The organism is Accumulibacter sp., assembly GCF_029255285.1.
In the GTDB taxonomy this organism is placed as follows: domain Bacteria; phylum Pseudomonadota; class Gammaproteobacteria; order Burkholderiales; family Rhodocyclaceae; genus Accumulibacter.
The window spans coordinates 89,319-101,470 of sequence record NZ_JAPUVI010000022.1 but is presented as its reverse complement, the minus strand read 5'-3'; the positions used below and the strand labels follow the sequence as shown (position 1 = coordinate 101,470).

Below are 12,152 nucleotides of genomic sequence, written 5' to 3'. Positions count from 1 at the left end.
TAGGAGCTAAAATGAGCGGGTGAGGGGCAAGCCCAAAGACCTGAAGTGAAACACTGCCCTCTATAAGCCTGATTCACAACAAAACAGCATAAGTCTTTTATAATTGGATTGCCATGTCATCTGCGTTTTCTTTTTTTTCCTTTTTTCCTTATCCGGCGCTGCCACTTGGTAAGTCCACGGGACTGCAAATTGCTCATGTGCTCTCGGTAGTTATCTTAGTTACACAACTAATACGACATGCCTGGCTACCGCGGACGGCAGTGAAGTTCTATTTTATTTGGATGCTTCCGCTGCTGCTTTCCGCATCGTTTGGGACAGCGTCCGAGACGGTATGGAACGCCACCGCGATGACTGGCGTTGCGCTATTAGCTACGGTGGCGGGAAGCGCTGTCGCTGACCGTCTACCTTTTCATAGAATTCTCACATGGTCGGCGGCAGCGATACTTCTTCAGAGCGCCTTGGGAGTCGTTCAACAGATTTCTTATCAGATGGAGCACTTTCCATTCGCTTGGTTATTCGTTAACCCCTCTTTTGCTCCACTGGACACGGAAGCGGCGCAGAACGTTTTTGCTGTCTACACTAAACGTTCTTTTGGACTCTTTCCAGAGCCTTCGGCAATGTTCGCGAGCGTTGGGCCGTGGCTGGTTATTCTTCTCGGGCTAGCATTGTTTCCGTCGGATAAAAGGGTGCTATCGTTTTCTCGTCGCGGCTTCTACTTAGGTTCTGTCATAGCAGGTACTTTCATGATTTACCTGAGCAGAACAGGAGGCGCGGTGATCTTGCTGTGTGGCTTTTTGCCAGTAATAATGAGATTCATGTTCGTCGAGAGCAAGAAAGGCGGTTTAGTAAGAGCATCGCGTGTTATTGGTATCATAGTTGTAATGTTATACATTGGCGACCTTATGTTTGAAGTTTGGACGAGTCGGCTTGATAGTCTGGATGATAAAGATGCTTCGTGGAATGTAAGGATGGCGTCGTTGATCTTCGGAATTACAGCCAGTCTCAATGCCGGAGAAATGTCGACAATTCTTTTTGGATATGGTTTAGACCAGGTAGTGGTTTTGTCATCTAGGGCCACAGGAGGTGAAACCGTTCACAGTGTCTTGATAGGCTATGTAATGGGAACAGGTTTGGTTGGAGTTGGTGCTTTGTTTTGGTGTTTTAGTTTGATCTATCGTTCGATTGCTAGTTCGAGACAGAAGCTGGTCGGCTTGTCAGTTTTGTTCGTCTGGCTTTGCTGTGGTGGCTTTGTTACCGGCTATAATCAATTGCTTCCGATGTGGATTATTCTTGGGGTGTTGCTTCGATGGGGCCGAATTTTTCCAATAGAAGCTGGTCGGGTATGGCGGGAACGCGGATAGTCGTGGCGTACTCTGATGCGCACACTCACGCGTTTAGTAACAAAAACCTGGTTTAGTCGATAAGCAAGTTAATATACGAATCGACTTAATAGCTGGCGTGGCTGGTTGCGGTAACAATAAAATCAGTCCTTTTCGCTCACTCTGGTGGTGGTTCTGCTCACCAGCCCTGCTTTTCTTGTAAGTGGACCTCGCGGATTAGTGAGTAGTTCTGTGATCTCCACTATAATATAACTTTTTTTAAAGCGATGAACATACTTCATTTCATTTCATGCCCAGCTTCGGGTGGTGCGGAGGTTTATGTAAAAGACTTGAGCAAAGAGTTATCGCGAGTCGGCCACAGAGTCTATGTTGGCTTCTTGGAGCGTGCGGCGGATGTCGGGCGTAACCTAGAGTACGAGCGTGCGTTTCTTGCTGAGCTCGAGTCCGAAGGAATAACGTACTTTTTTGCTGGCAATGAGTGCCGAAAGAAGCCGTGGCTGGGAGTTTCTAGAGTACGAGACTTTGCAAGAAAACATGGTGTAGAAGTTTACCACAGCCATCTGCCGTATGGTGTGGTCTTTAGCGCTTTACTACGAATCCCTTGTATTTATACACATCATAGCAGTGAGCCAAGAATTAGCCAGTGGATCTTTCGAGCGTTTAATTTTAGGGTTCATACGTACGTAGGAATATCGACTTTATGCGCATCGAGACTGCACTCCTATACCAGGAAGCCGGTGGTTACGATTACAAACGCCGTAGACCCGGTTAAGTTGCATCAAATCTCTACTGACTCGTTCAATCGAAAGAAGCTTCGGGGAATTGCGGTGGGCAGGATAACGCCCCAAAAGAATTACTTTCTTCTCGTTGATGCGATCTCGCGATTGACACGCGAGTTGAGAGAAAATTTTGTGGTCTACATCGCAGGCGAAGGGCCGGCCGAGCACGTCGATTCCTTGGTAAAATATATACAAGCATTAGGGCTGACAGAGAATCTTATGTTGCTGGGAAACTGCACTCACATCGCTGATGAACTGGCTAAATCAGATGTATTCTTGATGTCCTCAGCCTGGGAAGGTGTGCCCATAGCTCTTATCGAGGCAGGTCTGTCAGGGTTGCCGTGTGTCGTAACGGACGTTGGTGGCTGTCGCGAAGTTATCGAAGTTCTAAGAAACGGGATTGTCGTGCCTCCAGATGACCCCGATGCGTTTTCGAACGGACTAGGTCTACTTTTAGGCGACTCGATGAGGCGGCGAGAATTTTCGAATAACGCACTTGCCAATAGCTACGAATTTACAATTCATAGGGCCTGCGTGCAGCACGTTTCAGTATACGAAAAGGCTGTCAGATCATGAAAACGAAGGAGATTGTTCTTTCCTATGCGCCCGTCTGCATTCAGAACCTCGCCATCACTCTCTATAACATGTGGCTTCACAAGAGACGGCGAGGTGGAGCGTATAGGGGCTACCTCAAGTATTTTAGTGACTTTAGAGATGCGGATTTTTTTACAATTGATAGGGAGCAGCAGCGTAGGTTGCGGGAGTTTCTTGAGCATGCCGTTCGGCGATCCGTTTGGTATCGGGACTACTCGCCAAGTGATCTGATGTCTTTCCCAGTTTTAGAGAAAGAACAGCTACTCAACAACCTCGATTTAATTAAAACTGTCGCGGAGAAAGAGGGAGATGTTAGCTTAACCGGGGGTACCACGGGTGCCTCGATGAAGGTGGTCTACACACTTGAAGATATTCAGGAGCGACATGCCATTCTTGACTTGTTTCGGTCAGCTTATGGATATGCGCAAGGAAAAAGGACGGCGTGGTTTAGCGGAAAGGCTGTTGCTCGCCGCGGCGACTTGGCTCGGGGAATTTGTTATAGAGATGACCACCTAAGGAACATACGATACTTTTCGACATTTCACATTTCCTCAGATAACTTTGATGCTTATTGGCGATCTTTTACGTCGTTCGCTCCCGAGTTCATTGTCGGGTTTCCGTCGAGTGTTTATGATATGTGTGTCATGGCGCGTGAGCGAGGGCTTGAGTTTAAGGGCTCCGTGCGAGCGTTTTTCCCAACAGCCGAAACGGTCCTTCCAACGTATCGGGAGGTGATTGGTAGTGTGCTTGGGTGCCGTTTGTATGATCAGTACGCCTCTTCTGAAGGAGCGCCGTTTATACTTGAATGCGAAAATGGCGGGTTGCATATTCATCCTTTAACGGGTGTTTTTGAGGTGGTTGACGATGATCTTGAGCCGACTATCGAAGGACAGTTGCTGGTGACCTCGTTTAGTACCCGCGGCACTCCTTTGATTCGCTATCGGATCGGCGACCGCGTAAAATTGGCGCCATCGGATTACCGGTGCTCGTGTGGGTCCGCGTTCCCGGTAGTGGAGTTTATTGACGGGCGTACGTCGGACTTTCTATGGTCACCTCAAAACGGGCGAGTGAACCTTGGAAACATTAGTAACTGCACTAAGGATGTGAAGGGAATTGTTTGCTTTCAGATTGTTCAAGAGAGTGTGGACTCGGTCACGGTTTTTGTAGTTTCCGGCACAGGTTATGATCAAGAGCAAGAAGACAGATTTAGAAGAGCTCTGCTATTACGTCTCGGAGACCGCGTTACGATTACGATACAGACGGTTGAGAAGATAGCTAGAGAGACAAGTGGAAAGTTCAGATTGGTGAAGAATTTTTTGACGACGAAGGAACTTCCAGATTAGTGAAGTTTCGACTCTTGACGGTAGATTTCACATGATGCGCTATAGATTCATGTTGGCCGTATCGATCGATATGCTACGATTAAGGTGTTTTTCGGCTCGATTAAAATATGAGAGGTTGTGGTTGACGCGCTATTGTGTTGCTGGTTATCATGCTTTTGCGATTGAGGGCGCCGGACTCGCGATTTCGCGTTCGCTGCGCTCTCTTTAAAGAGCGAAATGTTGATGCTCGAAGAGAGATTGTTTTCGTCAATACAAGCTAATTTATTTCCTTTCAGTTCGAAGAATATGGACAATGAAAATTCTCTTCTTCGCCAACACTGATTGGTATCTCTACAATTTTCGTTTACCTTTGGCGCGCTACCTTCGGGAGTGTGGTCATGAGGTGGTGATGCTTTCGCCACCAGGCTCGTATGTCGTCGAGTTACAGGCTGCGGGGTTCCAGGCGCTGACGGTGCCGATGGAAAGGCGTAGTCTCAATCCGGTGCGGGAGTTGCACTTGCTTGATCAGATTCGTCGTATATACGCGCAACAACGCCCCGATCTCGTACACCATTTCACTCTGAAGTGCGTGGTCTACGGTGCGTTGGTTGCTCGCTCGCTCGGTATTCGCGGCCAGATCAACGCCGTTACTGGCCTTGGGCATGTCTTTACAAGTGACAGCCTGCGAGCACGCCTGCTTCGTCCTCCAGTGCGGAAATTGCTACGCCTCGCCCTCAGTGGTGGCAATACTCTCTTGATCCTGCAGAACCCGGACGATCAAGCGATTTTCGAGCAGGCAAGGGTAATCGACAAGGGGCGGATTCGTCTGATCCGAGGTTCAGGCGTCGATACAGCGCGTTTCCAACCAATCGCTCGACCTGAGCGTTCGGACTTGCTGAGGGTCGTACTTGCCTCACGCTTGCTCTGGGAAAAAGGCTTGGGGGAATATGTTACCGCAGCTCGACGGCTTCGAGATGAAGGCGTTGCGGCGGAATTCTTGATCGCGGGCGACATGGATGCCGGTAACCCAAGCTCAGTTTCAGCTCAGCAGCTTGCGGAGTGGCGTCAGGAAGGAAGCGTGACGTTAATGGGTCACGTTAAGGATATGCCGTCTCTGCTCGCCCGAGCTGACATCGCAGTCCTTCCGAGTTATGGTGAAGGTGTACCTCGTAGTCTCGTGGAGGCTGCGGCCTGTGGGCTTCCCCTCGTTGCCACCGATGTGCCCGGCTGTCGGGAGATTGTCGAGCATGAGGTCAATGGGCTGCTGGTTCCAGTCAAGAATGCCGCGGCTTTGGCGATCGCCATTCGCCGCCTTTGCTGCGAACCGTTAACCCGCGAGCGAATGGGTCAAGCTGGCCGCAGCAAGGTACTCAGGGAGTTCGACAGCCGGATCGTTTTTCAGAAGACGTTAGCGGTCTATGATGAGTTGAATCTCTTCCGCCCGGAGTTCTGAGCTTCCCTCAAAGTCTGTTCTGCCAGGGGCGACCTAGAGTTCAGTCCGTGTCGTTTCTTTTGCTTCTTCTTTGCCGATCAGTTGGCTAGCCGCATTCCCACGCTGCTGCGCCCGGCCGCCAGCAGGCAGTCCTTGGGCCTTCTGCTCCGTGTTCGCCGCATCCTCGAGGAAGAAGACGTGGCGCGGGTCGGCCAGCGGCGGGCTGCCGTTGGGGCGCTCGGCATCCCCACCCTAGACGGAAGAATAGTTTACAGCAATCATGGCTTAAGTTTACAATCGTAGGGGTCTTGATTAACAACCCTCTGCGATGGCTAAGCCTTCTCGTTTCGATGAACTTGTCCGCACGGTCACGAAGGACGTCGCCGAGCACCCACGAGACCTTACGCGGCACTACGTCGATCGCCTTGGCATCTCGCGTGTAGCCGCCAATAGGTACGTCCAGCGCCTTGAACGAGATGGCTGGATTGCCCGCAGCGGCCCGTCCACTCACCCGGTTTTCAGCCCGGGGCACAAGCGCCGGCTGTCGCGCCTCTATCTGCTGTCAGGCCTTGAAGAGCATGTCGCTTGGGAACGGGACTTCAGACCGTACTTCAATCTGGCACCAAACATACAGAGTATCGCTGGCCACGGGTTCACTGAAATGGTCAACAACGCAATTGACCACTCGGGCGGCGAGTCCGTCTTCATTTGGGTCAGTCAGGACGAAAGCGCGCTGAGAATCATCGTTTCCGATGACGGAGTAGGCATCTTTGCCAGGATTACCGATGCTTTAGGGCTGCCGGACATGAGGCAGGCGCTTTTTGAACTGGCAAAAGGAAAACTTACGACGGATCCGGCCAAACATACGGGGGAGAGAGTGTTTTTCACTTCCAGAATGTTCGACTTCTTCGCGATCAACGCTAACGGACTGCAGTTCGACCACGCAGCAAGATCACCGCGCGATTGGCTGCAAGAGGTGCCGGGAATCTTTCCAAACGGCACTGCCGTCTTCATGCGCATCTCACTGACTTCGCTCAGGACCGCCGGAGAGGTGTACGCGGAGTACACAAACGCCCCCGAGGACTACGATTTCTCGAAGACTGTCGTTCCGATGAAGTTGGCCAGATTTGGCGACGAACAGTTGGTTTCTCGCTCTCAGGCCAAACGTCTGATTGCGCGATTTGACAGGTTTAGAAGCGTGATCTTGGACTTCTCCGATATGCAAGAGATCGGTCAGGCTTTTGCGGACGAATTGTTCCGGGTCTACGCCAACAGTCATCGGGAAGTCGAACTGCTGCCGAAAAACATGACCGAACAAGTCGAGCGCATGTGGCTGCGCGCCGTTGCTCCGAGACACACGGGCTGAACCGCCGCGGGAATGGAGTAGGGCTCCCGTCGCCGAGAGCTGGGCCCGTCAATACACGACGTGAATGAAATCAGTTCGCTGGCCGCATTCCGGCGCCGTCGCGCCCGGTCGCCAGCAGGCAGGCGTTGGACTTCTGCTCCGCGCTCGCGGCGTCCTCGAGGAAGAAGAAGCGACGCTGCTCGGGCCGCAGGCAGGGCTGCGCGACGGCGCGTACGCGCTCGATGAAGGCGCCACTCGAAACCGGCCAGACGCGCGCCGTGCCGTCGTCCGAAGCGGTGGCGAGCCATTGATCGTCGGGGCTGAAAGCGACGTAATTGACATAGCCGCCATGGCCCTCGAGTTCGGCGAGCAGGGTGCCGTCGCGCCGCGACAGGCGGGCCGTACCGTCGCGCGAAGCGGTGGCGAGCCACCGGCCATTGTGGCTGAAGGCCAGGTGAGTGACCCAGTCGCTGTGGCCCTTGAGTTCGGCCAGCGGCGTGCCGTCGCGGCGCCAGAGGCGTGCCGTGCCATCTTCCGAGGCGGTGGCGAGCGCCTGCCCGTCGGGGCTGAAGACGACCTCCCAGACCGACCCGCGGTGGCCCTTGAGCTCGGCCTGTGGCGTGCCGTCGCGCCGCCACAGGCGCGCCGTGCCGTCGAACGACGCGCTGGCGATCGTCTGCCCGTCGGGGCTGAAGGCGACGCTGGCGACCGCGTCGCCGTGGCCCGCGAGCCTGGCGACCGGCGTACCGTCGCGCTGCCACAAGCGTGCCGTGGCGTCGTCCGACGCGCTGGCGATCGTCTGGCCGTCCGGGCTGAAGACGATGTCCGACACGACGTCGCCGTGCCCCTGGAGAACGGCGAGCGGCGTGCCGTCGCGTCGCCACAGGCGGGCCGAGCCGTCGAAGGAGGCGGTGGCGATCGTCTCGCCGTCGGGGCTGAAGACGAGACGCCCAACGGCGGCGCTGTGACCCGCGAGTTCGGCGAAGGGCGTGCCGTCGCGCCGCCACAGCCGTGGCGCGCCGTTCTCCGGCACGCTGGCGATCGTTTCGCCGTCGGAGCTGAAGGCGACCTGTACGACCGCTTCACCGTGGCCGGCAAGCTGGCCGACGAGGGTGCCGTCGCGCCGCCACAGGCGCGCCGCACCGTCGCGCGAGGCCGTGGCGAGTAAGCGGCCGTCGGGGCTGAAGGCGACTTGCCGGACCCGATTGCCGTAGCTCTCGAGTTTGACCAGCAGTGTGCCGTCGAGCCGCCAGAGGCGCAGCGTGCCATCGTCCGAAGCGGTCGCCAGCGACCGGCCGTCGGGGTGAAAAGCGGCGTGCGTGACCCAGTCGCCATGACCCTCGAGCACCGCCAGCAGCGTGCCGTCGGGCTGCCACAGGCGAGCCGTGCGGTCGGCCGAGGTGGTGAGCAGCGTCTGTCCGTCCGGGCTGAAGGTGGCATGGGTGACCCAGCCCGCATGGCCCTTGAGTTCGGCCAGCGGGCGGCCGCGGCGATCCCACAGACGCGCCGTGCGGTCGGCCGAAGCGCTGACGAGCCGCTCGCCGTCGGGACTGAAGGTGACGCGGTAGACCCAGGCGCGATGACCCTCGAGTTCGGCCACCAGGCTGCCGGCTGTCGTCCACAGCCGCACTCCGCCGTTGGCCGAGGCGGTGGCGAGCAGACTCCCGTCGGGGCTGAAGGCGACGTGGTTGACCGGTCGGCCATCGCCCTTCAGCTCGGCCTGAAGGGTGCCGTTGCCATGCCACAGGCGGGCTGTGCCGTCGTCCGAGGCGGTGGCGAGCAGGCGGCCGTCGGGGCTGAAGCCGAGATGGTTGATCGGTCCGCGATGGCCCTCCAGGGTGGCGAGCGGGCTGCCGTCGAGCCGCCACAGGCGGGCTGTTCCGTCGTCCGAGGCGGTGGCGAGCGACTGTCCGTCGGGACTGAAAGCGACCTGCCTGACCCAGCCCGCGTGGCCCTCGAGTTTGGCGAGCGCCGTGCCGTCGCGCCGCCACAGCCGCGCCGTGCCGTCGCGCGATGCGCTGGCGACCAGTTGCCCGTCGGGGCTGAAGCTCGTCTGATAGACCCAGTCGGCATGGCCTTTGAGTTCGTGCGGCGGCCCGCCGTCGCCCCGCCAGAGGCGCGCCGTCGCATCGCGCGAGGCACTGGCGATCAACTCTCCGTCGGGGCTGAAGGCGACATGGTTGACCGGAGCGCGATGCAGCCGCGTGGCAAAGTGGAGATTCCGGCCCGCAAAGTCGAAGTGCGCCCGCCAGGCGACCTCGGAGGCCCGCGGATCGGCCAGGACTTCCGCCAGCGCCAGGGCGCTGGCCGTCGGATCGTTGTCGGCATGGCCCCGCACGAGGCTGGTGGCGTTGCCGAGTCTTACTTCCGCCCGCTGTCTGCTGGATTCGCCGTAGAACCAGATGACCAGGCCGAAGGCGAGCACGCTCAGGAGCATCAGACCGATCGCCCAGCGCGCGCGCTGCCTTGCCGTGGCCGCCATGGCATCGGCGCGCCGGCTCTCGGCCAGCGCGCGGTCGCGTTCGCGCTCGGCTTCTTCGATTGCCGCGCGGATCCGTTCCGTTTCCAGGCGTTCGCTTTCGCGCTGCCGGATCTGCGCGGCGCGCTCTTCGCGCAAGGCGAGCGAGGCGGCGATGAAGTCGCTTTCCCGTGCCGTCAGTTGGGCGCCATGGCTGGCCGCGAAGTCCTCGGCTTCGGACAGCGCGCCGCCGGTCAACAGCGCTTCTTCGTCGTGCCGCGCCGGATCCCAGCTTGCCACGAGGGCGGCCAGGCGGCGGCGCCAGAGCAGGAATTCGGCGTCGGCGAGAAACTCGTCGCTCTCGTAGGCGTCGGCGCTGCCGCTCGCCAGCGCGCACCAGGCGCCACCCGGATCGTTCTGCAGCGGACCCAGACGCCAGAGTTCGAGCAGGTGTCTTTCGGCCAGCCGGTCGCGCAGGGCGACCGGATCGGGCGCCAGCGCCGGCAGCGTGCGCAGGTCGCGCCAGGCGCACCAGCGCGGAGTCAGGCGCAGCGAGGGATCGAGGTCGAGCAGATGGCAGACGAGCGCACGCAGGGCGGCGCTCTGTGTCGGGTCGAGGGTCGAGCGCAATTCCTGCAGCGCGCGGCGCAGCGCGCCGGCGACGCCACCCGCCTGCGCGAGCGCCTTGTTGGTCAGCCAACCGCGGCGCCGCTCGGCCCACAGGCTGGGCAACAGCCGCTGGACATGCGCCACGGCGGCCTGACCCGAGCCGCCCGTGCCGGCGGAGTCGAGCAGACGTTCGATCAGTCCCGGTTCGCACAGGTGTCCCAGCCGCTCGGCGGGCTTGCGGATCGCCGCGCTGAGCGCCTCGTAGCCCAGCGGGTAGAGCGCCACCTGGCCGATCGTCGAACCGCCCCAGCTTTCGAGCACGTCGTGGCGCTCGCTTTCGTCCAGCGTTTCGCGCCAGACGAGGACGAGTTTCTGCCGTGGCCCGGCATCACCCAGGGTTTCGCCAAGGCGCGCGAAGCGTTCGGCGCGCGCGGCGAAGCTGCCAGTTTCGGGGAAGCTGTCGAGGCTGTCGAAAATGCGCAAGCGCGGCCGGCTGTCGTCGCCGCCGCCGCGTCGCGCCAGGCGTTCCAGAGCACCGGCGGCGGCGAGGTCGATGTATTCCACCGACCAGGCCGGGAGCCTGGCCGGATCCGGAGATTGACGCAGGCGCGGCGCCAGGCCGGCCATGAGCAGCGAAGTCTTGCCCACTCCGGCCGGGCCGTGCAGCAGCAGCACGTCGTGCCGGTCGAGGGCGGCGAGGAGTTCATCGATCTCGCCGTCGCGGCCGAAGAAGAAAGCCGATTCGTCTTCACGAAAGGGTCGTCCGCCGGGATACGGCGCGACGGAGGAGTCGTCGGACGGCAGCGGCGGCGGGCCGTCGAGGCGCTTCGCGGCGGCTGGCGCACGCTTGTCGCGCAGCGCGGCGACCAGTCCCCGGTAGCCCGAATCGCTGCCCGGCAGAGGCCCCAGCGCGACGCTCTGCAAGTCGTCCAGCCCGTAGTCGACGAGCAGTTCGTAGGCTGGCGGGTCGTCCACCATCACCGGCAGGAGGCGTGGCCGACCGCGGCGCCTGGCCCGGTCGAGTCGGGCGCGGCGCAGGGCGTCCGCCTCGTCCTCGCGGCCGACCAGGAAAACCAGCCACTCGCTTTCCTCGAGCGCACGCTCCAGGCTCGCCGGCCAGTTGCTCCCGGCTTCCAAGCGCGGCGTGTCGAACCAGACGCGCAGTCCGTCCGCCTCGAGCCGTCTCGCCAGTTCGCCCGCCGCGGCGCGCTGGTTTCTTCCCTGATAGTCGAGCAAGACGTCGTAGCCCGCCGAGGCACGCGTCGGGTCGGCGACCTGCGCCGCCGGTGCGGCCTCCGTGCCATGCAGCTCGGCCAGCGCCTGCGCCTGCAGATCGCGCAGCTTGCCGTCGCGGCTGGCGAGCAGGGTCAGCGCGTGCGCCAGGCGCTGAAAGACCTGCTCGGCGCGCGCCGTCGTGTCTTCCTCGCCGACCAGCCGTTCGATGACGGCGATCTGCGGATCGTAAGGCAGTGCCAGCGAGCGGTGATCGAGGCCGGCGGCGGCCAGCGCGGCGGGCAGGAATTCGCTGCCGATCCTGCTCTCGAACTCGTGAAAGAAATCCTCGCAGCGTGGGTTGTTTTCCTCGAGGCGCGCCGGGATGACCAGAATTTCGAGCGGGCGACCGCGGCGCAGGGCAATCACCGCGTCGCTGCGAAAATCGTTGGCCACCGCAAGCGTGCCGTCGATGTTCTGCAGATTGGGCGCGCAGAGCATGATCGCCACGTCGGCGAGCTGGTAGGCGCAGATGCCGCCCATCTCCGTGACGCCGGTGCGGCTGTCGACCAGCACCACGTCGTAGGCGCGTTCGCCCTCGGCGAGCTGGCGGCGCAGCCAGTCGAAAAAGCGCTCGCCGCGCCAGTTGTCGAAGAAATCCTGCCAGTCGAAGCTGCGCACGGCGTAGGCGTAATCGCGCAGCGCCGCGGGCGGTTCGCGTCGGCCGGCGGTCATCAGGTCGACGCGGCCGCCGCCGGGAAGGCTGGGAATGGCTTCGTAGACGAAGTTCCACCACGTCTTGAAGCGTGCCGCCTCGAACTCTGCCTCGCTGGTCAGCGCGAGCTTGTAGGTCTGAATCAGGTCCATCAGGCCGGGATGCTCGCGTACGCGCGCCGCCGGTTCGGACTCGAAGAAGTAGCGCTCGAGCCCCGGTGCTTCGAGGTCGAAGTCGATGGCCAGCACTTTCAGCCCGCGTCGCGCCAGCAGGTAGGCGACGCCGGCCATGGCCATCGAGCGGCCGACGCCGCCCTTGTACGAGTAAAAGGTGAAGATCACGCCGC

At 59.8% G+C, this 12,152-nt stretch carries 6 protein-coding genes; 5 read left to right on the top strand and 1 reads right to left on the bottom strand.

Going from position 1 to position 12,152, the window contains the following annotated elements:
- Window positions 1–113 precede the first annotated feature (113 nt).
- From Q1M07_RS01865 to Q1M07_RS01845, 5 genes are all read left to right on the top strand, one after another.
- Complete coding sequence (locus Q1M07_RS01865) at window positions 114–1,361, top strand: hypothetical protein (RefSeq protein WP_300449832.1); 1,248 nt, start codon at window positions 114–116, stop codon at window positions 1,359–1,361.
- 245 nt (window positions 1,362–1,606) lie between these two features.
- Complete coding sequence (locus tag Q1M07_RS01860; RefSeq protein ID WP_300449830.1) at window positions 1,607–2,695, top strand: glycosyltransferase; 1,089 nt, start codon at window positions 1,607–1,609, stop codon at window positions 2,693–2,695.
- Window positions 2,692–4,056, top strand: coding sequence for a phenylacetate--CoA ligase family protein (locus Q1M07_RS01855; protein WP_300449828.1), 1,365 nt, complete (start codon window positions 2,692–2,694; stop codon window positions 4,054–4,056). The genes Q1M07_RS01860 and Q1M07_RS01855 overlap by 4 nt, the downstream gene beginning before the upstream one ends.
- Window positions 4,057–4,348: 292 nt before the next feature.
- A complete protein-coding gene (locus tag Q1M07_RS01850; RefSeq protein WP_300449825.1) occupies window positions 4,349–5,488 on the top strand; it encodes a glycosyltransferase family 4 protein in 1,140 nt (379 codons plus the stop codon).
- A gap of 307 nt (window positions 5,489–5,795) precedes the next feature.
- On the top strand, window positions 5,796–6,833 hold the full coding sequence (locus tag Q1M07_RS01845; RefSeq protein ID WP_300449822.1) for a DUF4325 domain-containing protein: 1,038 nt from the start codon (window positions 5,796–5,798) through the stop codon (window positions 6,831–6,833).
- A gap of 70 nt (window positions 6,834–6,903) precedes the next feature.
- Here Q1M07_RS01845 and Q1M07_RS01840 read toward each other — a convergent pair whose 3' ends face one another.
- Window positions 6,904–12,147, bottom strand: a complete 5,244-nt coding sequence (locus Q1M07_RS01840) for a TIR domain-containing protein (protein WP_300449819.1) — start codon at window positions 12,145–12,147, stop codon at window positions 6,904–6,906.
- Window positions 12,148–12,152: the final 5 nt, after the last annotated feature.

Bases quoted from the DNA above. Each gene is read 5' to 3' on its own strand.
- Q1M07_RS01865 (WP_300449832.1), top strand. From the start codon at position 114: ATGTCATCTGCGTTTTCTTTTTTTTCCTTTTTTCCTTATCCGGCGCTG.
- Q1M07_RS01860 (WP_300449830.1), top strand. From the start codon at position 1,607: ATGAACATACTTCATTTCATTTCATGCCCAGCTTCGGGTGGTGCGGAG.
- Q1M07_RS01855 (WP_300449828.1), top strand. From the start codon at position 2,692: ATGAAAACGAAGGAGATTGTTCTTTCCTATGCGCCCGTCTGCATTCAG.
- Q1M07_RS01850 (WP_300449825.1), top strand. From the start codon at position 4,349: ATGAAAATTCTCTTCTTCGCCAACACTGATTGGTATCTCTACAATTTT.
- Q1M07_RS01845 (WP_300449822.1), top strand. From the start codon at position 5,796: ATGGCTAAGCCTTCTCGTTTCGATGAACTTGTCCGCACGGTCACGAAG.